This is a genomic window from Sphingomonas phyllosphaerae (assembly GCF_036946485.1).
Classification (GTDB): Bacteria; Pseudomonadota; Alphaproteobacteria; order Sphingomonadales; family Sphingomonadaceae; genus Sphingomonas; species Sphingomonas phyllosphaerae_E.
Map to the genome: position 1 here is coordinate 678338 of NZ_JAQIJA010000005.1, position 19650 is coordinate 697987.

Below are 19650 nucleotides of genomic sequence, written 5' to 3' on the forward strand. Positions count from 1 at the left end.
CTACCCCCCGGAAAGGTTTTACAATTCGGTCCGCTTATAACGCCGTGGGCGACTTGTCGATGCAGCCGCTTCGCGCGAATCACATGCGAATGATGGCCGCACCCCAGGTGAAGCCCCCGCCCATCGCCTCCAGCACGACGATGTGCCCGGGATGGATTCGGCCATCGCGCACCGCCTGGTCGAGCGCCAGCGGAACGGACGCCGCGGAGGTGTTGGCATGTTGGTCGACGGTGACCACAACCTTCTCTGATGGAAGGGAAAGTTTGCGCGCCGTCGCATCAAGAATGCGTGCGTTGGCCTGGTGCGGGACGACCCAGTCGACCGCATCGGTGGGCAGTCCGGCGGCCTGCAACGCCTCCTCCATGACGGCCGCCAGATTGACGACCGCATGGCGGAAAACCTCGCGCCCCTTCATTCGGAGCTTGCCGACTGTCCCGGTTGAGGACGGTCCGCCGTCGACATAGAGCAACCCATTATGGCGACCGTCGGCATGAAGCCGGGTCGCGAGCACGCCGCGTGCCCCGGGGTCGGTCACGTCGTCGATCGTGTCGCGGGCTTCCAGCACGATCGCCCCCGCCCCGTCGCCGAACAGCACGCAAGTGGCCCGGTCTTCCCAGTCGAGGATGCGGCTGAACGTCTCGGCGCCGATCACCAGCGCGCGGCGGTGCGCGCCGGCGCGGATCATGCTGTCGGCGACCTGCACCGCATAGAGGAAGCCCGAGCAGACCGCAGCCACGTCGAAGGCGACGCAATCGTCGATCCCCAGCATCGCCTGCACCTTGGTGGCGGTGGCGGGAAAGGTGTTGTCGGGGGTGGCGGTGGCCAGCACGATCAGGTCGATGTCGCCCGTGGTCAGCCCCGCCGCCGCGATCGCCGCGGTGGCCGCATCGCGCGCCAGCGTCGCGGTCGTCTCCCCCTCGCCCGCGATATGGCGGAAGCGGATGCCGGTGCGCTCGACGATCCATTCGTCGGACGTGTCGACGCGCTCCGCCAGTTCGGCATTGGAGACGCGACGGGCAGGCAGCGCGCTGCCCGTTCCCGTCAGCACGGCACGGATCATGCAGCCGCCTTCGCTTCGAAATGGCGCAGATCCTCGACGATCCGCCGCGTCAGGTCGGCGCGGACCATCTTGGCGGCGTTGCCGATCGCGGTCGCCACCCCGCGCTCGTTGGCGCTGCCATGGCTTTTGACCACCAGCCCGTTGAGCCCGAGGAAGACCGCGCCATTGTGATTGTTGGGGTCGAGGTGGTCGCGCAACAGCTCGGTGGCCGGACGCGAAATCAGGAAGCCGACCTTCGAGCGTACCGAGCTGCGGAACGCGCGCTTGAGCAGGTCGGCGACGAAGCGCGCGGTGCCCTCGGCGGTCTTGAGCGCGATATTGCCCGAGAAACCGTCGCAGACGATCACGTCATGCTCGCCGCGCGACAGCCGGTCGCCCTCGACGAAGCCGGTGAACTTCATCGGCAAGTGCGGCGCGGCGCGCAGCATCTGCGCGGCGTCGCGGATCTCGCCGGTGCCCTTCTGGTCTTCGCTGCCGATGTTGAGCAGCGCGACCCGCGGCGCTTCCAGCTCCAGCGTGGTGCGCGCATAGGCCGCGCCCATCACCGCGAATTGCACGAGGTTGCGCGCATCGCACTCGGTATTGGCGCCGAGGTCGAGCATCACGCAGTCATTGTCGCCGAGCGTCGGCAGCAACGCCGCCAGCGCCGGGCGGTCGATGCCGCGCATCGTCCGCAGCGACAGCTTGGCCATCGCCATCAGCGCGCCGGTGTTGCCGGCGGACACCGCCGCGGCGGCGCGCCCCTGCTTCACGCAGTCGATCGCGATCCCCATCGAGGTCGTCTTGGCGCGACGGATCGCCTGGCTCGGCTTCTCGTCGCCCGCGATCACATCGGGGGCGTGGACGATCTCGGAATGCTGGGCAAGATTCGGATGCTGCGACAGCCCGTCGCGAATCGCCGCCTCGTCGCCGACCAACAGATAGTTGACGTCGTCGTAGCGGCGGCACGCGCGCGCCACCCCGGCCAGCATCACCGCCAGCCCCTCGTCACCGCCCATCGCATCGACGGCGATCCGGGACCTGTCGGAACTCACTGGACCTCGCTCCCGAAGCTGAGCCGGCACCCGGTCAGGCTCAGGCGTCGACCGCGATGACCTCGCGACCATTGTAGTGACCGCACGCAGTGCACAGGTTGTGCGGACGCTTCAGCTCGCCGCAGTTCGGGCATTCCTGAAACGCCTCGACCGACAGAGCGTCGTGCGCGCGGCGCATGCCACGGCGGGAGGGAGAAGTCTTTCGCTTGGGGACGGCCATCGCGGCACCTTGATTTGTCTAGTAGTTCATATGAGCGACGAGCCGGTGCACGGTGCCGCGCGGACGATGCAAGCACCGGCCGCGGCAGACAGCCGGGCATCGGCTCGCATCGCGAAGCCCCGCGCCTATAGCGAATTCCCCGGCGGTTGCAAGTAAAGCCCGTCACACGACCTCCAGCCCGCCAACGCCCGGGACGCCCCGACGTGTCCGTCTCAGGCGGAAAGCGCGCGGTCGCTGACGAACATATTGTGCGCGCGCTCGTGCGCGAAGGTGCTGGGCTTGCCGTGGCCGGGGATGAACGCCGTGTCGTCGCCCAGCGGCCACAGCTTGGTCACGATCGATTCGATCAGCTGCTTGTGATTGCCCTGCGGCAGATCGGTGCGGCCGATCGAACCCTGGAACAGCACGTCACCCACCTGCGCGAATCGCGACGGGGCGTGGTGGAAGATCACATGGCCCGCGGTGTGGCCGGGGGTATGATAGACGTCGAGCGTCAGGTTGCCGATCGTCACCGTGTCGCCGTCCGCCAGCCAGCGGTCGGGCTCGAACACCACGCCGCGGATGCCCCAATTGCCGCCATCCTCGTCGAGCCGCGCCAGCCAGAAGCGGTCGTCCTCATGCGGCCCCTCGATCGGGACGTTCAATTGCGCGGCCAGCGGCCCGGCCTCCCCGGCATGATCGATATGGCCATGGGTCAGCAGGATTTTCTCGACCGTCACCCCGGCCTGTTCGACCGCCGACAGGATGCGCGGCATGTCGCCGCCGGGATCGACCACCGCCGCCTTCATCGTCTCGGTGCACCAGATCAGCGTGCAATTCTGCTCCAGCGGGGTGACGGGAACGATCGCGGCGCGCAACGGGGTGTCGGTCATCGGAAAACTCCTGGCGGGATGCGGGATCGCCGGTGCCGCGGTGCTAGCTTCGACCTTTGTCGGACGCAACGCGGCTTGCGGGCGTAACGACCTGCGGGCATCAAGGCCGGCGATGCGTCTCGCCGCTCCCTTCGTGCTGCTTCATGATGCCCGGTCGGGGCTGAACCGCGCAAGGCTGTACCACGCGCCGCAACGGGTGCTCACCGCGCACACCCCGGCGCAGGTGCACGAACTGCTCGCGGCGATTCGGGCCTGGCCCGGTGCGGCGGCGGGCTTCCTCTCCTATGGCGCGGGCGCGGCGTTCGAGCCTGCCGCCGGCGGTGAACCCGGCTGCGGGACTCCGCTGGCGTGGTTCGGGCTGTTCGACGGGCATGACGAGGTCGAGGATGTGGCGGCGCTGCTTCCCGATCCGGCCGGTGCCTGGACCGGAGCCCCCGAACCGGAGGCGTCGCGCGCCGACTACCGCGCGATGTTCGACGCGGCGCAGGCGCTGATCCGCGCGGGTGACCTCTACCAGCTCAATCTCACCTTCCGCGCGCGCGTGCCGTTCATTGGCGATCCGCTCGCGCTTTATGCCGGGTTGCGACAGGCGTCGGGCGCGGGGTGGAGCGCCCTGGTCGCGACCGGCACGCAGACGATCCTGTCGCTCTCTCCCGAGCTGTTCTTCACCCGCGACGGCGATGCGCTGGTCAGCCGCCCGATGAAGGGGACCGCGCGTCGCCACGCCGATCCAGCGATCGACCTCGCGGTCGCGCGCTCGCTCGCCGCCGACGCCAAGCAGCGCGCCGAGAATTTGATGATCGTCGATCTGATGCGCAACGACCTGTCCCGCGTCGCGGTCGCGGGCAGCGTCGCGGTGCCGGAACTGTTCGCGGTCGAACGATACCCGACCGTGCACCAGCTGACCTCTAAGGTCACCGCGACGCTGGCCCCCGGGCACGATGCGGTCGACGTGCTCGCCGCGCTATTCCCGTGCGGCTCGATCACCGGCGCGCCGAAGGTCCGCGCGATGCAGGCGATCGCCGCCGTCGAACGCGGCAGCCCGCGTGGCGCCTATACCGGCGCGATCGGCCGGATCGATGCCGATGGCAGCGCCGCGTTCAACGTCGCGATCCGCACGCTGACGATCGACGAGGGCGCGGATCACGCGGTGGTCGGCATCGGCGGCGGGATCGTCGCCGATTCGCGCGTCGAGGACGAATGGGACGAGGCGATGGCCAAGGCGGCGTTCCTGGCCGGCGCGCGCCGCCGCGTCGACCTGCTGGAGACGATGGCCTTCGACCCCGACGAAGGCGTGCTGCGGATCGAACGGCATCTCGAACGGCTGCGCAGCAGCGCGACGGCGCTGGGGTTCACCTTCGACCGTCACGATGCCCGGAACGAGCTGCAGGCCGCGACCTTCCGGCTGCGCGCGGCCGCGCGCGTCCGCTTGATGGTGTCGCAGAGCGGCGCGACCGCGATCGAGGTCGCCGCTGCCCCGCCGCCGCCCGACCGCCCGTTGCGCGTCGCGCTCGCCCCGCTGCCGGTCGGTGAGCGCGACTGGCGGTTGCGCCACAAGACCAGCGACCGGCGCTTCTACGACGCCGCGCGCATGGCGAGCGGGGCCGACGAGGTCCTGTTCTTCACCCCCGACGGGCGGCTGACCGAGGGCAGCTTCACCAATCTGTTCGTGCCGCGCGACGACATGCTGGTCACCCCCCGCGCCGGTCCGTTGCTGGCGGGCGTGCTGCGCGGCGAGCTGCTCGATACCGGCAAGGCGGTCGAGGGGGATCTGACCGCCGACGACCTGCGCGACGGGCTGTTCGTGGGGAATGCGTTGCGCGGACTAATGCGTGCCACGCTCGCGGTTGCACAATGAGGCCGACCGTCGCATAGGCGCAGCGCTTCCTAGTCAAAGGCGCCTATCATGCAGACCTCCGCCGCGCTCGACCGCATCAATCCCTCCCCGACGCTGGCGATCACCAGCCGCGTGCTGGAGCTGAAGCGGGCCGGGGTCGACGTGATCGGGCTGGGCGCGGGCGAGCCCGATTTCGATACGCCGGACTTCGTGAAGGAGGCCGCGATCGAGGCGATCCGCGCCGGCAAGACCAAATATACCAACGTCGACGGCACCGCCGAGCTGAAGGATGCGATCGTCGCCAAGTTCAAGCGCGACAACCGTCTCGACTATACCCCGGCGCAGATCAGCGTGAACGTCGGCGGCAAGCACACGCTCTTCAACGCTTTGGTCGCGACGCTGGATGCGGGCGACGAGGTAATCGTGCCCGCCCCTTACTGGGTCAGCTACCCGGATGTCGTGCAATTCGCGGGCGCGACCCCGGTGATCGTCGCGGCGGGCGCGGATGTCGGCTACAAGCTGACCCCGGCGATGCTGGAGGCGGCGATCACGCCGAAGACCAAGTGGCTGATCCTCAACTCGCCGTCGAACCCGACCGGCGCGGCCTATACCGTCGACGAGCTGAAGGCGCTGGGCGCGGTGTTGGAGCGGCATCCGCACGTCTGGATCTTCGCCGACGATATGTACGAGCATATCGTCTATGACGACTTCCGCTTCGCGACGATCGCCGAGGTCTGCCCGTCGCTCTACGAGCGGACGCTGACCGTCAACGGCTGTTCCAAGGCCTATGCGATGACCGGCTGGCGGATCGGCTTCGCGGCCGGCGCGCCGTGGCTCATCAAGGCGATGGCCAAGCTCCAGTCGCAGTCGACCAGCAACCCCTGCTCGATCGCGCAGGCCGCGGCGACCGCGGCGCTGACCGGCGACCAGTCGTTCCTCAAGGAGCGCGCGCAGGCCTTCCAGGTCCGCCGCGATCTGGTCGTCGACATGCTCAACGCCGCCGAGGGCATTACCTGCCCGAAGCCCGAGGGCGCCTTCTATGTCTATCCCGACGTGTCGGGCGTGATCGGCAAGTCGACACCCGCCGGCAAGCGGATCGAGACCGACAGCGATTTCGTCGGCTATCTGCTCGACGATGCCAAGGTCGCGGCGGTGCAGGGCGTGGCGTTCGGCGTCTCGCCGGCGATGCGGATCAGCTACGCCACCTCGGAAGCGCTGCTGACCGAGGCATGCCAGCGCATCCAGGCGGCGTGTGCCGCGCTGAAATAAGCGCACTTTTCCGAAACGATCGCTTTCGCACTCTGCGATGGAGGGGCAGCGTCGCTGTCCCTATATCGACGCCAGATGAACGGCCGGCCAAGCCGCCGTTCAGGCGTCGAACGTATTGTTGCGGTGGTCGTCACCCACCCCGTGTTGCGTGACGACGATCGAGCGACATGCCGCACCTGCGGCCAAAGAAAAGAGAGCAAACTGATGATCCGCTTCATCAAGTCCAGCTTCGCATGGCAGTTCGCGGGTGGTTTCCTGATCGGCGCCGCCGGGATGCTGGCGATCCATGCCACGCAGCCCGAGCTGCCGACCAACCCCTATGCGGCGACCCACGCCACGCGCTGAGCCGCGGCGGGTCGCTCTGGCGGAGCGACCCTTTCCAACCCATATCAGGCGCATGACGCGCTTTCTCGCCTTCACCGCGGCCTTGCCGCTCCTGCTCGCCGGCTGCGGCACCGCGCAGGCCGAGCGCGCCGTCCCGATCCCCGCCGCGTCACGCGATGTGCCCGCAGCCGCCGGCTTGCAGACCGCGGTGCTGGCGGGCGGCTGCTTCTGGGGCATGGAAGCGGTGTTCCAGCAGGTGAAGGGCGTCCGCGACGTCGTGGCCGGCTATGCCGGCGGCACCCCGCAGACCGCCAATTATCAGGCGGTCAGCAGCGAGACGACCCGCCACGCCGAGGCGATCCGCATCACCTACGACCCGCGCGTCGTCAGCTATGCGACGTTGCTGCGCGTCTATTTCTCGATCGCGCACGACCCGACGCAGCTGAACCGGCAGGGCCCGGACAGCGGCACCAGCTATCGCTCGGCGATCTTCCCGCAGACCCCGGAACAGCGTGCCGTCGCCGCCGCCTATATCGCGCAGATCGGACAGGCCCATGTCTTCGCGCAGCCGATCGTGACCCGGCTTGAGGCAGGACGCTTCTACCCGGCCGAATCCTATCATCAGGATTTCTTTCGCCGGAACCCGACGCATCCCTATATCGTCCGCTGGGACAAGCCGAAGGTCGCCGGCTTCCGAGCCGCCTTCCCGCAATTGGCGATGCGGTAACAGGACTCACCGTCGACCCGACCCTCTTGCCATCACCGCGGCGAAGGCCGGGGTCCAGTTGGGAAGGCCGCTGTAACGAAGCGCCGTCCGTCGTCACCGATGTTCCATAACTGGACCCCGCCCTCCGCCGGGGTGACGCCGTTACGCAGATGATATGCCTTCCAGCCGCCGCGCTTCCTCGACCAGCAGCACCGGCACCCCGTCGCGCACCGGATAGGCCACCCCCGCCGCCTCCGACACCAGCTCGCCCCGCTCGGCATCATACCGCAGCGGCGTGCGCGTCGCCGGGCACACCAGCCGTTCGAGCAACCACGGGTCGATCGTCATTGCAGCGTCACCCGGTCCTCGCCGTCGTGGCGGCCGAAGAATTGCATCAGCTGCACCAGCATCTCGGCGCGCGTCGCCAGATCGGGCGCCTCCAGCAACGCCTGCTTGGCGGCGACGTCGAACGGGGCGATCTGCGCCACGCCATTCACGAGGCTGACATCGTCGAGCCGCCCGACCGAATCCCAGTCGACGCTATAGCCATGCGCCTCCGCGAATCGGCGCGACTCCATCTCCAGCCCGGCGCGCGCGCCCAGCGACAGCGTCTCATCCGCCGCCACCGGCAACAGCTCGGCCTCGACTTGCCGGAACGGCGTCGTCACCACCAGTTCGCGCCGCACCCGGAACAGCGACAATCCCTGCAGGATCAGATTATAGCGCCCGTCGTCCAGCGCCTCGACCTCGGCGATGCGCCCGACGCAGCCGATCTCGAACAGGTCGGGCGTGTCCGCATCCTCGCTGTCGGGACGCGGCTGGATCATCGCGATCCGCCGATCGCGCGCCATCGCATCGGACACCATCGCGCGGTAACGCGGCTCGAAGATATGCAGCGGCAGATGCAGCTGCGGGAACAGCAGCGCTCCCGGCAGCGGAAAGATCGAGAGCCGCGTCGTCTCGGTCATCCGAACAGGATCGCCGACAGCTTGCGGCGCTGCGCCGATACCCATGGGTCTTCCAGCCCCACGACCTCGAACAGCTTGAGCAATTGCTGGCGCGCCGCATCGTCATTCCACGCCCGGTCGGCGGCGACGATCGACAGGAAGCCGCTCGCCGCCGCGTCACGGTCCCCCGCCGCCATTCGCGCATTGGCGAGATCGAAACGCGCCTGCAGATCGTCGGGGTTCGCCGCCACCGCCGCCTCCAGCGGGGCGAGATCGTCGACCGGCGGGGCCGATTTGGCGAGCGCCAGCGCCGCCACCGCGCGCTGCACGTCGGGCAGCTTCGCGACATCCTCGGGCAGCGCGGCGATCGCCGCCTCGGCTTCCTCGACCTGCCCGGCCGCGATCAGCGCGCGGATCCGCCCCGACAGCACCGCATGATGCTCGGGCGCCATCTCTGCCAGCTGGTCGAAGATCGACAACGCGCGCGCCGCATCGCCGTCGGCCAGCACCTGCTCGCCCATCGCGATCAGCGGCTCCAGTTCGGCTTCCTGCGACTGCGCCTCGTTGCTGATCGGCAATTGCCGCAGCAACTGGTCGAGCATCGCCTTGAGCTGCGACTCGGTGCGCGCGCTGGTCAGATCGGCGACCAGCTGCCCCTGGAACATCGCATAGACGGTCGGGATCGAGCGGATCTGGAATTGCGCGGCGATGAACTGGTCCTTGTCGGTATCGACCTTGGCCAGCACCACGCCCTTGTCGGCATAGTCGGCCGCGACCTTTTCCAGCACCGGCGCCAGCGCCTTGCACGGCCCGCACCATTCCGCCCAGAAATCGACGATCACGAGCTGCGTCATCGACGGTTCGACGACGTCGGCGCGGAACCGCTGGACGGCTTCCTTCTCGGCGGGTGACATGCCTAACGTGGCCAAGGGGGCACTCCTGAAATTGCTTGCCCCCTTATGTGGGATGGCGGCGGGGGATACAAACCCCCCGCCCCACCCGCTTTGGTCGGAACGCGATCGGCCGGGTTGCCAGCTGCCGCCCGTCATCCCGGACTTGATCCGGGATCCCGCTTCTCTGCGACGCCGGAAGCCGGGCATCAGAAGAAGGGGTGGTTCACGCGGAGGCGCAGAGGACGCGGAGGTGGACCGCGGGCGGCGCTGTCACCCTGCCCTTTCGAATCGTGAGGGGAGGAGCGTCCGGTATGACGCGCGCAACACCTCTGCGTCCTCCGCGCCTCCGCGCGAACATTCCTTCCCCTATGCCCTCCGATGAGCCTGAGTGTCGCCATTCCTAGGGCCGATCCACATTCGCCGCGCTCCGCCCTCCTTCGTCATCCCGGACTTGATCCGGGATCCCGCTTTTGCTGCGGCTGCCGAAGAAGCGGGGCCCCGGATCAAGTCCGGGGCGACGAATGGAGGGAGGCTGACGATCCATCAGTTGGCCGGTCAGCCATGAGAATACCGGATGTCGATCGGCCCTCAGAACGCCGCCGTCAGCGCAAACACCACCTTGGCGCCCGCGATCGAGCCGGTGCCGTCCTGCCCGCGGCTGAAGCTCGGCTGGAGATACGCCGCCTCGCGGTCGGAGATGTTGGTGTCGACATAGGCAACCCCAACCGTCAGCGGCGTGCTCGGGATCGTATAGTCGACCCCCAGCAGCCAGTCGGCATAGGCACCGGTCGGCGCGACGCTGGTCGCGAACGGCCCGAGGCCCTTGTTGCCGCTCGACGCGCCGACGTGCGCCTTGGCGGTTAGCCCGGTGCCCGGGATGCCCGCTGCGGCATCGCCCCAGACGTAGAGGTTGTCGCCCTTCGCGCCCGGCCGGTCATAGACGCCGTTCGCCGCCGAGGTGCCATTGGCATACCACGCACCCAGCGCCTCCTGCTTGGGCGCATAGGCGACGCCCGCGGTCAGGCTGACCGGCCCGGCGGTGCCCGACAGCTTGACATAGGGTTCGATAAAGTCGGTGTTATCGAAGCCGCCCGGATACATGTACCAGGTCGCGCCCACGTCCAGCGTGCCGCCGTCGCCGATCGGGGTCTTGAACCCGGCGATCAGGTCCAGCTCCATATTGGCGCCGCCGAAGGTGCCCCAGCCCGCGAGGTTCGACCCCCAGGTGCCGATATAGACGCCGCTCTCATGCGCGATCGTGAAGCCGCCCTGCACGGCGAGGTTCTCGTCGGACTGCGACACGCCGCGAAAGCGATAGTCGCTGACCAGACCGACCGAACCCGACACGGTGACCGGCTTGGGCGGGGCTTCTTCCTGCGCGGCGGCAGGGACGGCGGCCAGCGCCAGCATGGCGGTGGGGAGAAGGAATGCGTACTTCATGGAACCTCCTGATGGTAGAGGCTCCTCCTGCTTGCGATCCGCTTCGCTCTCTCCCGTCCGGCGGACCGGAGGGCAATGCTGGCTCACTCCCCGAACCTATGTACGCCGCATTGCAGCAATGTGTCCGTTTCGCATCAAACCATTGCTGAGCACAGCAGTCAGTGGCGATCCTCGTTCAGTGTGGCGATCCGGCCACGCGCGCCGGTGACTTCAACCGCCTGCCCGGAGGCGCGCCGCCGCTGGAACCAGTCACGCAGCATTTCGGCGCTGGTATGATCGACCGCGTTCAGCCGGGTGGCGTCGATCCGCACCGGCGTGCCGGCGGGAACGCGATCCAGCGTCTCGGAGAGCTTGGGCAGCGTCACGAACGTCGCGGTGCCATCCAGCGTGATCGCATGGGTATCGGCCTCCTGCCCCTCATAGACGCGCAGCCGCAGCCGGTGGAGGTTCGGGATCAGCTCCAGCATCGTCAATCCGATCCCGACCAGCACGCCGGTCAGCAGGTCGGTCGACACCACCGTCACCAGCGTCGCCGCCCAGATCAGCACCGGCAACGCGCCATAATCGCGGAACAGGTGCGTGGCGTGCTTGACGCTGACCAGCCGGAAGCCGGTGACGACCAGGATCGCGCCCAGCGCCGCCATCGGGATCAGCTTGAGCACGAACGGCAGCGCCGCGACGAAGCCGAGGATCCAGACGCCGTGCAGCATCGCCGACAGCCGCGTCGCCGCGCCGGCCTGCACGTTGGCGGAGCTGCGCACGATCACCCCGGTCATCGGCAGCGCCCCGGCGAAACCGCACAGCAAATTGCCGACGCCCTGCGCGCGCAATTCCTTGTTGTAATCGGTGCGGACGCCATTGTGCATCTTGTCGACCGCCGCCGCCGACAGCAGCGTCTCGGCCGAGGCGATGAACGCGATCGCGACGGCCGCCGCGATCACTGCGGGGTCGAGCAGCCGCGCGAAGCCGTCGCCGCTCGGCGGGGCGATCGCGGCGACGATCGAATCGGGCACCTGCACCCGCGCGACTTCCAGCCCGAACAGCAGCGATACGATCGTCCCGAACAGCACGCCGACCAGCGCACCCGGCAGCAGCCGTAGCGCGGCGGGGCGGAATTTTTCCCAGCCGATCATCGCGGCGATCGTCGCCAGCCCGATCGCGAAGGCGAATTCGGTCGCCTGCAGGTTGCTCGGCGACAGGCCGAACAGCCGGCAGGGCATCGCGGCGAGATTCTGAAGCCCGCTCGGCAAGGGGCGATGATCGAACAGCACGTGGAACTGCCCGACCACGATCAGCACCCCGATCCCGGCGAGCATTCCGTGGACCACCGCCGGCGAGATCGCCTTGAACCACCCGCCCAGCCGGAACACCCCGGCGGCGACCTGCACGGCGCCGGCCACCACCAGGATCGGTCCCAGCGCCGCCAGTCCCTGGTCGCGCACCAGTTCATAGACGATCACCGCCAGACCCGCGGCCGGCCCGCTGACCTGCAACGGCGAACCGGCGAGCGCGCCGACGATGATCCCCCCGATGATGCCAGTGATGAGCCCCTTCTCGGCGGGGACGCCTGAGGCGATCGCGATTCCCATGCACAACGGCATGGCGACGAGGAAGACGACGATCGACGCGGTCACGTCGCGCCCCAGCAGCGCGATCGACGGCACCGAGACGCCCGGGCGGGTCATCGCTGCATCCGGTGAGGGAATGGCGCTGGCCATCACGCGTCCGCCTGCGACGATCGCACTGCGATCACATGGGTGCGTTCGCCTGCGATAGCCACGTCGACTCTCCTGATGGTAACCGATCAGGTCTTACGGACCGTGCCTTGCTGCCGTGCGGCGGGTGCGTGTCATTTCATTTCCTGCGGCGGCAGCACGATCTCCGCGCACAGCCCGCCGCCCGCGCGGTTCGCCAGCGTCAGCCGCCCGCCTTCCTCCGCGACCGCGAGCTGGACGATCGACAGCCCCAGCCCGAACCCGACCGTGTCGCGCGACCTTGCCGGGTCCAGCCGCACGAACGGCTCCAGCACATGCTCCAGCTCGTCGTCGGGGATCCCCGGTCCGTCATCTTCGATGCGAATCACGGCACCGGGGCTGTCGGTAATGAGCCGGATCGTGACCGTATCGCCATAATGCAGGGCATTTTCGACCAGATTGACCAACGCACGCTTGAATCCGACGCGCCGAAGCCGCCACTCACAATGATCCGGGCCGTCATAAGTGGCCACCCGACCGCGATCCTCGGCATCGTCGGCCAGCGTCGCGCACAGCACCGCCAGGTCGACGACACTGACCGGCTCCGGCTCCGCCGACCCGCCGAGAAAGGCGAGCAGCGACGTGATCATCGCTTCCATTTCAGTGACATCGCGGACGATCGCGTCGCGCGTGTCGATATCCGGCAACGCCTCGGTCCGCAGGTGCAGCCGCGCCAGCGGGGTGCGCAGGTCGTGCCCGACCGCCGCCAGCGCCTGCGTCCGCCCCGCGATCAGCGCCTGGATACGATCCTGCATCCGGTTGAACGCGGTAATGACCCGCCGCACCTCGCCCGGCCCATCCTCTTCAACATGCTCGACAATTCCGTGCCCGACGCGATCCGCCGCGGTCGCCAGCCGCCGCAGCGGCAACAACACGCGCCGCAGCAGCAGCGCGCCGAGCAGCATCAACGCGATCGCCGGCACCATCGCCAACGCGATCCGCTCGAACGACAGGTTGAGGTTCGCGATCGGCTGGCGCGTGCGGAAAAACAGCCAGCTTCCGTCGTCTAGCTGCAATCCTCCGGTCACCACCGAACGCCGCCCCGGCGATTGCAGCCGTAGCCACAGATCGGTCGTCGCCAGCGACGGCTCCCATTCGAGGACCTGCCGGTGCATTTCGTCCAGCGCCGGCGCGATCGGCGGCACCGCCGGCAGCGCCGCACTCCATTGCAGCGCGTAGCGATCGGTGGTCAGCTCCGCCGCCATCGCCGGGCGCTCCGGCTGCGGTCGTTCCGAAATCAGTCGACGGCTGATGACGAGATGTTCGGCAAGCCGGTTCGCCTCGTCATCACGCACCGCGAACCCGCTCGCGCGTTCGTAAAGCAGGGTGCTGGCGCCGAATTCGATCACCAGCGTCAAAAGCAGGATACCCAGCACCTGCCCCAGCAGGCCGACTGCCGGGCGGCGCAGGAAGGTCATTCGCTTAGCTGCGCTCGACGGGGGCGTTGAGCATATAGCCGACCCCGCGCACCGTCACGATCGGCGCCGGCGCGCCCGCGCTGCCCAGCTTGCGGCGCAAGCGGCTGACCAGCACGTCGATCGACCGATCCGAACTGTCGCCCAGCCGCGTCCGGCTCAGCTCGATCAGCCGCTCGCGCGCGATCACGCGCTGCGCATGATCGGCGAGCACCACCAGCAGATCGAATTCCGCCCCGGTCAGGTCGACGATCGCGCCGCTCGGCGAGGCGAGTTCGCGACGCGGCAGGTTCACCGTCCAGCCGTCGAAGGTCAGCATTCCCTGATCGCCCGCGCCCGCGCGGCGGTCGAGCGCCGGCCGCCGCAGCACCGCGCGCACCCGCGCCACCAGCTCGCGCGTCCCGAACGGCTTGGCGATATAATCGTCCGCGCCCAGCTCCAGCCCGACCACGCGATCGGTCTCGCTCGCCCGCGCCGACATGAAGATGATCGGTACGTCGCTCTTCTGCCGCAGCGAGCGGCACAGATCGATCCCGCTTGTCCCGGGCAACATGATGTCGAGCAGCACGAGATCGACCGGCCCCGAATCGAGCGCCAGCCACATTTCCGGCGCCGCAGAGGCGGGACGCACGGCAAAACCGTTCTCCTGGAGCGCGCGGGCGGTGAGCATTCGGAGCGACGGATCGTCCTCGACAAGCAGGATCGTAGGGGCTGTCATGCCCGCAGGACGTAAGGGCCGCACCGGAACCGGTCAATTCGAAGCACGAAAAACGCAATGCTTCGTAAAAAAGCGGTTGCGGGGTCCCGGCACCGCTGCTAGTGGCGCCACCTCACCCGACGGGAGCAGCCAAATGCTTCCGATCACGGCGCCAGAGCGGGCGTAGCTCAGGGGTAGAGCACAACCTTGCCAAGGTTGGGGTCGAGGGTTCGAATCCCTTCGCCCGCTCCAGTTTTTCAGACATTGTCATGCGGTTACGGCGGTCCTTCGGGGCCGTTTTTCTGCTTCCCCGGCTTGGCCCCGATGGCGGGGAAGCATGGGGGGAGCAGCAGATGGTAGATTCCAGCGATGTTTTGGTGGCTTTCGGCGGCCAAGGCAGCACGCAAGCACTTATCGGCTCATACCACGGAGCAGTCTTCAGCGTAACGTCGGTTTGGCCGACCCGATCGGGTTCTCGCAGCAGCGCCGCGAGTCAGTTCGATCCGGTATCTGGCAATCAAAGCAATGAAGGGTTGATGCGGTCGGCGGCGAGGGCGCTTCCTGTGTCTGAGCCATCGACGCAGAGCCGCCAATCGCGACTTCGGCGGCGGATTGGCCGTGATATTAACGTGCCATAGGCGCGCACAGCCAAGCGCTTACAAGATGCAGCACCACCAACCTTTTCCCACACTTACCGGATCGTTTTGGTGACGAGCCACGAGACAAAGAGCCAACCCAACCTGACTTTCAAATCGCATACGGGTGCAGTTCTCTACTACCTACTGGACAAGAAGAAGGTACTGCCGTCCAGATCATTGAAATAGACGTGCGGAAACGGCTTGGTCAACGGCGGCCCCAGGAAGGTTACCCCTCGCGCCGACAGTCGATTATATTCGTATAGCACGTTGTCGCAGCCGAACGATCCGTTGAAGAAGGTGGCCGATCCTCTCCTCATGCCCCTCAGGCGTGAAGAGAAGGATGCCGGTCTGGGCACCGGGAATGGTCAATTCGATCCAGCGCCTTTCCCCGACCGGGCGATCGGTCGCAATGACGAAGCCCATGATTTCCGTCCAGAAGGCAAGCGCGCGGTCCTGATCGCGCGTCGGGATGCCGACGTAATTCAGCTTTCTGATCACGGCTGACCTTCCCGACCGCCGGACAGTTGCGGCGCACCGGCGCGATGCTAATTGCTATAGCAATGAGCGACAAGCAGTACGCGTTGGACGCTTACGTCCTCGACACGCTCATGCGCGATCTGGTGGGTCACGACCGCCGGACCTCGGCTTTTCTGGTCTACCTCTCGCTATTTGCCGCGGCAGAGGGAGGCTTCGCGCGCCTCAGCCACGCCAAGCTCGCCGAACGCACCGGACTTTCCAAGCGTAGCGCACAGGACGCCGTGCTGCACCTGATCGACCGGGGGCTGTTGCGGGCTGCGAAGAGCGGTGCGACCGAGGTGACGCGCTATGAGCTTCTTTCACCGTGGCGCAGGCCGTCCGGCTGACCGACACGCCGGCCATACCTATTTTGGTTGCCACAGCTCGATCTTGGTGCCGTCCGGGTCCTGTATCCAGGCAAACCGGCCGAACGGACCGGCATCGTCCCGCTTGAGGATCGGAACGCCCTTCGTCGTCAGTCGCGCAATCATCGCGTCCATATCGTCTACGGCGAAGTTGATCATGAACTCCCGCACGGACGGTGCCATATGGTCCGTGCCGTCCGGGAACGCCATCCACGACACCTTCGGCGGATGCCCGGGCGCGTCGACGGGCAGCGCTGCCCCGCCCCACGATTCGACGTCGAGCCCCAGCACCTCCTTGTACCAGCGCGCCAGCGCCACGGGATCCTTGCTCTTGACGAAAACGCCACCGATGCCGGTGACATGGCCGGGCTGCTCAGCCATGCCGGGCACCTGCCATGCGAATGTCGCAACAATCGCGACGATCCCGAATTGCCGTCCATGCCGATCTCGCTCCCCATCTCGACGCCGCTTTCATGGGCTGCACGCTAAGCGAGACATGGCATTGCCGCCTATTGGTGCAACGAATGCTATAGCAAGCCGAACGCCCTTGCCTTGCGGGCGGCGATCTACTGGGCGCGCGCTATTGCGAGCGTCTTTTCACGCTACAAGAGGCGCAAGAAATGTGTTCTGTATGAGGAAAACAGGACTGATGCGTCGTGCCGGGCAGAGGGCCAATGACCGTTCCTGATCTTAACCTGCTGGTCACGCTCACTGTTTTGATCGAGGAGGCGAGCGTCACGCGTGCCGCGGAACGGCTCGACATGAGTGCCCCGTCGCTCAGCCGGGCGCTGTCTCGCATCCGGACCACAGTGGGTGATCCGATCCTGGTACGCGCTGGCCGTAATCTGGTGCCGACGCCGCGCGCGCTGGAGCTGCGCGACCGCGTCCGCCAGCTGGTCGAGGAAGCCGGTGCGCTGCTGCGACCGGAGGGCGCGCTGACGATCGGGTCGCTCGACCGGCAATTTACGATCCGGGCGAACGAGTATTTTTCGGGGGCTTTCGGTGCCGACCTGCTCGCGCGCCTGCGTGAGGAAGCGCCGCTGGTGACGCTGCGCTTCGCGCCGGAGGGGGAGGCGGATGACGACGCGCTTCGCGAGGGCCGGATCGATCTCGACATCGGCGCGCTGCGTGCAATGGGGCCTGAGGTCCGGGTGCAGACGATCCTGCGCGATCAGTATCGCGGGGTCGCCTGCCCCGATCACCCCATCTTTTCCGAGACGATCACGGCGGAGCGCTTCGCGCAGTTCGAGCAGATCAGCGCCTCGCGGCGGGGCCGCGCGCGTGGCCCGATCGACGATGCGCTGGCCGCCATGGGGCTGGAACGGCGGGTGCCGCTGATCGTCGCGTCCTTCCACACCATGCTGCTGGCGCTGCCCGGATCGTCCCTGATCGGCCTTGCGCCGGGTCAGGTGCTGCGCGGGATCGAGCGGCTCGGGATGTCACTGCGCACCTTCGATCTGCCCTTGCGGCCGCTGGACACGGTGGTGATCGCGCAGGCGTGGCACCCGCGGCTGGACAACGATACCGCGCACCGCTTTCTGCGCACCGCCGTGCGGGACGTGTGCAGCCGGCGCTGACCGGTTCAGGGCTCGCCTCGTACAACCTCCGTCGAAAGCCTTTCACTAGGAACAAGGACATGTTGCGTCCGGCAGCATTCTAGCCGGGTAGGAGGAAGCCTAGAGCGCGCTCGTTCCTGAGCGAGGCTTCTTGTCATGTTTGGATACCACGGGGCATTTCGGATCGACGCCCTCTCCTTCTCGCCTGCTGCTCCGGCGTTCCACTCGCGGCGCGTTCAGGTTCGGGAGCGAGCAGCGGCGCCGCCTGCGCCGTGCTTCAGCCGGGCGGAGCGCAGCGTGATCGCGTGCTTCTCCGGCGATCCGATCAGCTCCATCGAAGTCCGCTGGTGGCATCGGATCGCGGAGACGGTCTTCGGCTGGCGGCGCTGCAACGCGCTTGCCGATCCCCGCCTCGAAGCATCGCGGAGAGCCGCCGTGCTCGCGCGCCATGGGCGGTTCCTGTCAAGCGCCGAACATGCGGCGTTTATGGCCGCGGGCTTCAGTGAGATGCAGGCACGCACCCTCGATCAGCTTGCGCGTTCCGGAATCGTGGGCTGAGACCATGCGCGCTACCAGTTCCGCCTTCATTGCCGCACCCGGATGCGCATCGGCGAGCTGAAGCTGGTCGATGACGCCGCGATCGGCACCGCTGTCAGCCTGACGATCCTGTTGTCCTTGATCGCCTCTTCGAGTGGTCGCTCGCGCCGCTGTTGTGCGCGTCGGCTTGAACGATCGGGCAGCGGAGCAGCTGTCCAGATAGCCGGCGACGGTCCTGCGGATACGCTGCTCCAGCTGCTCGCTGGTCCCGTCCGGCGACGCAGCCATGCCCCGGACGATCGCAAGGATGTCACCCGCGACTTCGGCCGACCGACAGGCGAGCAGCCGATCGTCTGATATGACGGTCTGGACGAACGACAACGCCGGATCCCGATCTGCCGGTCGCGAATGCCGCAGCCGCCATTCTTCGAAGTCCAGGATTTTAACGAGGCGCGGCCATTGACGGCGATGAGCGATATGCGCGCGGATCAGTCGGGCCAGCCGTCGCTGCGGGTCGGCCTCGGCCTGCACCTCGCACAGGACACCCAGCAGCGTTACGGCTTCGCGGTCGATCAGAGCCTCGGTGATCGCGTCGCGGCAGGCGAAATGACGATAGACCGTCGCTGCGCCGAGATCGGCCGACGCGATGCACGGTGTAGCCGTCCAGCCCTTGCTCTTCGAGAAGCTGCGCCGCCGCATCAAGGATGCGGTCGATCCGCTGCCTTGATCGTGTGACCGGTAGAGCCTTGTCGGAGCAGGACTGGTGGTATTTCGAGACGTTGATCTGTCTGCCTCGCCACGCCGGACGCCGCGTCATGATCGGCCGTCCGGATCAGCCGCGGGCATCCGCGACGCCGACCTTCCAATAGGCCTTGGCGTCGATCGCCCGCTCGGGGATCCCGCGGTCGACGGCGAGGTGGGTGCGCACCGATCGCACCATGAAGGATTCGCCCGCGAGCCAGACCTGACAGTCCTGTGTGGCAAGATCGGCCGCCTGAATTTCGAGTTCCAGGCGGCCGGTGGTCCCCGGCACCTCACAACCCGCATGGAGCCAGACGGTATCGAGCGCCGCCTTCGTGGCGAACGGCTGATGCTCCGCTTCGTCGACGACTTCGACAAAGGCTTGCGCGCGCATCCCGGCGGGCAAATGCTCGAGGATCGAGGCAATCGCCGGCAATGCGGTCGCATCGCCGATCAGGATGTAGTTGCGCGCGTCCGTGTTGATACAGTGACCGCGTCGGGGACCTGCCACTTCGACGATCTCGCCGGGTCGCGCACCCGCTGCCCAGCGCGATGCGGGGCCGTGATCGCCGTGCAGCGCGAACTCGATGTCCATCACCGCGTGCGCCGGGTCCCAGCGCCGGACGGTATAGGCGCGCCCCGCCTTCGCGACGCCCGGCGCGGTGGGGAAGAAGAGCTTCACCCATTGGGCGGGCGAATCGATGGTGAGCTGGCGCAGTGCACCCCCCGCAATCGAGACACGCTGCATGTGCGGCGTGGTCGCTCCGACGTCGATCACCTCGGCCTGACACCGGAAGGTTGGGGTTTTGGGCAGCATGAAAGGCATCCT

The 19650-nt window shown here is 67.5% G+C and carries 21 protein-coding genes and 1 tRNA gene; 7 read left to right on the forward strand and 15 right to left on the reverse strand.

The window, feature by feature from the left end; genetic code table 11:
- Positions 1–79 precede the first annotated feature (79 nt).
- From PGN16_RS11845 to PGN16_RS11860, 4 genes are all read right to left on the reverse strand, one after another.
- Positions 80–1060: a beta-ketoacyl-ACP synthase III gene (locus PGN16_RS11845; RefSeq protein WP_335309617.1), complete on the reverse strand. Its 981-nt coding sequence runs from the start codon at positions 1058–1060 to the stop codon at positions 80–82.
- Entirely contained in the window at positions 1057–2094 is a 1038-nt protein-coding gene (gene plsX, locus PGN16_RS11850; RefSeq protein ID WP_335309618.1) for a phosphate acyltransferase PlsX, read from the reverse strand. The genes PGN16_RS11845 and plsX overlap by 4 nt, the downstream gene beginning before the upstream one ends.
- Positions 2095–2134: 40 nt before the next feature.
- The gene (gene rpmF / locus PGN16_RS11855; RefSeq protein WP_028967316.1) at positions 2135–2314 is read right to left on the reverse strand and encodes a 50S ribosomal protein L32; all 180 of its coding nucleotides are present in this window, start codon (positions 2312–2314) and stop codon (positions 2135–2137) included.
- 212 nt (positions 2315–2526) lie between these two features.
- Complete coding sequence (locus tag PGN16_RS11860) at positions 2527–3186, reverse strand: MBL fold metallo-hydrolase (protein WP_335309619.1); 660 nt, start codon at positions 3184–3186, stop codon at positions 2527–2529.
- A 112-nt stretch (positions 3187–3298) separates the two neighbouring features.
- Between PGN16_RS11860 and pabB the strand changes: the two genes are divergently transcribed.
- From pabB to msrA, 4 genes are all read left to right on the forward strand, one after another.
- Positions 3299–5044: an aminodeoxychorismate synthase component I gene (gene pabB / locus PGN16_RS11865; protein ID WP_335309620.1), complete on the forward strand. Its 1746-nt coding sequence runs from the start codon at positions 3299–3301 to the stop codon at positions 5042–5044.
- A gap of 48 nt (positions 5045–5092) precedes the next feature.
- The gene (locus PGN16_RS11870; protein WP_335309621.1) at positions 5093–6292 is read left to right on the forward strand and encodes a pyridoxal phosphate-dependent aminotransferase; all 1200 of its coding nucleotides are present in this window, start codon (positions 5093–5095) and stop codon (positions 6290–6292) included.
- A gap of 204 nt (positions 6293–6496) precedes the next feature.
- Positions 6497–6637 (forward strand): hypothetical protein, encoded by a 141-nt coding sequence (locus PGN16_RS11875; protein WP_184036540.1) that lies wholly within the window; start codon positions 6497–6499, stop codon positions 6635–6637.
- Between the two features lie 52 nt (positions 6638–6689).
- Positions 6690–7343 carry a peptide-methionine (S)-S-oxide reductase MsrA gene (gene msrA, locus PGN16_RS11880; RefSeq protein WP_335309622.1) on the forward strand — a complete coding sequence of 218 codons (654 nt, stop codon included), beginning with the start codon at positions 6690–6692 and terminating at the stop codon, positions 7341–7343.
- Between the two features lie 141 nt (positions 7344–7484).
- Here msrA and PGN16_RS11885 read toward each other — a convergent pair whose 3' ends face one another.
- The 7 genes from PGN16_RS11885 to PGN16_RS11915 form a co-directional block, all read right to left on the reverse strand.
- Positions 7485–7670: a Trm112 family protein gene (locus PGN16_RS11885; protein ID WP_335309623.1), complete on the reverse strand. Its 186-nt coding sequence runs from the start codon at positions 7668–7670 to the stop codon at positions 7485–7487.
- Positions 7667–8290 carry an LON peptidase substrate-binding domain-containing protein gene (locus tag PGN16_RS11890; protein WP_335309624.1) on the reverse strand — a complete coding sequence of 208 codons (624 nt, stop codon included), beginning with the start codon at positions 8288–8290 and terminating at the stop codon, positions 7667–7669. Before PGN16_RS11890 ends, PGN16_RS11885 begins: the two co-directional genes overlap by 4 nt.
- Positions 8287–9183 carry a tetratricopeptide repeat protein gene (locus PGN16_RS11895; protein ID WP_335310329.1) on the reverse strand — a complete coding sequence of 299 codons (897 nt, stop codon included), beginning with the start codon at positions 9181–9183 and terminating at the stop codon, positions 8287–8289. Before PGN16_RS11895 ends, PGN16_RS11890 begins: the two co-directional genes overlap by 4 nt.
- A 567-nt stretch (positions 9184–9750) precedes the next feature.
- Positions 9751–10602: a TorF family putative porin gene (locus PGN16_RS11900; RefSeq protein WP_335309625.1), complete on the reverse strand. Its 852-nt coding sequence runs from the start codon at positions 10600–10602 to the stop codon at positions 9751–9753.
- Between the two features lie 158 nt (positions 10603–10760).
- On the reverse strand, positions 10761–12287 hold the full coding sequence (locus PGN16_RS11905; protein WP_335310330.1) for a SulP family inorganic anion transporter: 1527 nt from the start codon (positions 12285–12287) through the stop codon (positions 10761–10763).
- Positions 12288–12451: 164 nt separating this feature from the next.
- Positions 12452–13774, reverse strand: coding sequence for an ATP-binding protein (locus PGN16_RS11910; RefSeq protein ID WP_335309626.1), 1323 nt, complete (start codon positions 13772–13774; stop codon positions 12452–12454).
- 4 nt (positions 13775–13778) lie between these two features.
- Positions 13779–14489, reverse strand: a complete 711-nt coding sequence (locus tag PGN16_RS11915; protein ID WP_028967327.1) for a response regulator transcription factor — start codon at positions 14487–14489, stop codon at positions 13779–13781.
- A 156-nt stretch (positions 14490–14645) separates the two neighbouring features.
- On the opposite strand from PGN16_RS11915, the gene PGN16_RS11920 reads away from it, so the two are divergent.
- A tRNA-Gly gene (locus PGN16_RS11920) sits at positions 14646–14720 on the forward strand.
- Between the two features lie 635 nt (positions 14721–15355).
- On the opposite strand, the gene PGN16_RS20250 is transcribed toward PGN16_RS11920, so the two are convergent.
- Entirely contained in the window at positions 15356–15604 is a 249-nt protein-coding gene (locus PGN16_RS20250; RefSeq protein ID WP_443019628.1) for a VOC family protein, read from the reverse strand.
- A gap of 62 nt (positions 15605–15666) precedes the next feature.
- Between PGN16_RS20250 and PGN16_RS11930 the strand changes: the two genes are divergently transcribed.
- Positions 15667–15969, forward strand: a complete 303-nt coding sequence (locus PGN16_RS11930; RefSeq protein ID WP_335309628.1) for a helix-turn-helix domain-containing protein — start codon at positions 15667–15669, stop codon at positions 15967–15969.
- Positions 15970–15987: 18 nt separating this feature from the next.
- Here PGN16_RS11930 and PGN16_RS11935 read toward each other — a convergent pair whose 3' ends face one another.
- Positions 15988–16368, reverse strand: a complete 381-nt coding sequence (locus PGN16_RS11935) for a VOC family protein (protein WP_335309629.1) — start codon at positions 16366–16368, stop codon at positions 15988–15990.
- Between the two features lie 293 nt (positions 16369–16661).
- On the opposite strand from PGN16_RS11935, the gene PGN16_RS11940 reads away from it, so the two are divergent.
- Positions 16662–17564, forward strand: a complete 903-nt coding sequence (locus tag PGN16_RS11940) for a LysR family transcriptional regulator (protein ID WP_335309630.1) — start codon at positions 16662–16664, stop codon at positions 17562–17564.
- Positions 17565–18005: 441 nt separating this feature from the next.
- Here PGN16_RS11940 and PGN16_RS11945 read toward each other — a convergent pair whose 3' ends face one another.
- Positions 18006–18779, reverse strand: coding sequence for a TetR/AcrR family transcriptional regulator (locus PGN16_RS11945; protein WP_335309631.1), 774 nt, complete (start codon positions 18777–18779; stop codon positions 18006–18008).
- A gap of 133 nt (positions 18780–18912) precedes the next feature.
- Positions 18913–19647, reverse strand: a complete 735-nt coding sequence (locus tag PGN16_RS11950; protein WP_335309632.1) for a siderophore-interacting protein — start codon at positions 19645–19647, stop codon at positions 18913–18915.
- Between the last annotated feature and the right edge of the window lie 3 nt (positions 19648–19650).

What these genes read in the sequence shown, in the direction of transcription:
- PGN16_RS11845 (WP_335309617.1), bottom strand. Translation starts at nt 1,060, where the DNA reads ATGATCCGTGCCGTGCTGACGGGAACGGGCAGCGCGCTGCCTGCCCGT.
- rpmF (WP_028967316.1), bottom strand. Translation starts at nt 2,314, where the DNA reads ATGGCCGTCCCCAAGCGAAAGACTTCTCCCTCCCGCCGTGGCATGCGC.
- PGN16_RS11860 (WP_335309619.1), bottom strand. Translation starts at nt 3,186, where the DNA reads ATGACCGACACCCCGTTGCGCGCCGCGATCGTTCCCGTCACCCCGCTG.
- pabB (WP_335309620.1), top strand. Translation starts at nt 3,299, where the DNA reads ATGCGTCTCGCCGCTCCCTTCGTGCTGCTTCATGATGCCCGGTCGGGG.
- PGN16_RS11870 (WP_335309621.1), top strand. Translation starts at nt 5,093, where the DNA reads ATGCAGACCTCCGCCGCGCTCGACCGCATCAATCCCTCCCCGACGCTG.
- PGN16_RS11875 (WP_184036540.1), top strand. Translation starts at nt 6,497, where the DNA reads ATGATCCGCTTCATCAAGTCCAGCTTCGCATGGCAGTTCGCGGGTGGT.
- msrA (WP_335309622.1), top strand. Translation starts at nt 6,690, where the DNA reads ATGACGCGCTTTCTCGCCTTCACCGCGGCCTTGCCGCTCCTGCTCGCC.
- PGN16_RS11885 (WP_335309623.1), bottom strand. Translation starts at nt 7,670, where the DNA reads ATGACGATCGACCCGTGGTTGCTCGAACGGCTGGTGTGCCCGGCGACG.
- PGN16_RS11890 (WP_335309624.1), bottom strand. Translation starts at nt 8,290, where the DNA reads ATGACCGAGACGACGCGGCTCTCGATCTTTCCGCTGCCGGGAGCGCTG.
- PGN16_RS11895 (WP_335310329.1), bottom strand. Translation starts at nt 9,183, where the DNA reads ATGTCACCCGCCGAGAAGGAAGCCGTCCAGCGGTTCCGCGCCGACGTC.
- PGN16_RS11900 (WP_335309625.1), bottom strand. Translation starts at nt 10,602, where the DNA reads ATGAAGTACGCATTCCTTCTCCCCACCGCCATGCTGGCGCTGGCCGCC.
- PGN16_RS11905 (WP_335310330.1), bottom strand. Translation starts at nt 12,287, where the DNA reads ATGACCCGCCCGGGCGTCTCGGTGCCGTCGATCGCGCTGCTGGGGCGC.
- PGN16_RS11910 (WP_335309626.1), bottom strand. Translation starts at nt 13,774, where the DNA reads ATGACCTTCCTGCGCCGCCCGGCAGTCGGCCTGCTGGGGCAGGTGCTG.
- PGN16_RS11915 (WP_028967327.1), bottom strand. Translation starts at nt 14,489, where the DNA reads ATGACAGCCCCTACGATCCTGCTTGTCGAGGACGATCCGTCGCTCCGA.
- PGN16_RS11930 (WP_335309628.1), top strand. Translation starts at nt 15,667, where the DNA reads ATGAGCGACAAGCAGTACGCGTTGGACGCTTACGTCCTCGACACGCTC.
- PGN16_RS11935 (WP_335309629.1), bottom strand. Translation starts at nt 16,368, where the DNA reads ATGGCTGAGCAGCCCGGCCATGTCACCGGCATCGGTGGCGTTTTCGTC.
- PGN16_RS11940 (WP_335309630.1), top strand. Translation starts at nt 16,662, where the DNA reads ATGACCGTTCCTGATCTTAACCTGCTGGTCACGCTCACTGTTTTGATC.
- PGN16_RS11945 (WP_335309631.1), bottom strand. Translation starts at nt 18,779, where the DNA reads ATGCGGCGGCGCAGCTTCTCGAAGAGCAAGGGCTGGACGGCTACACCG.
- PGN16_RS11950 (WP_335309632.1), bottom strand. Translation starts at nt 19,647, where the DNA reads ATGCCTTTCATGCTGCCCAAAACCCCAACCTTCCGGTGTCAGGCCGAG.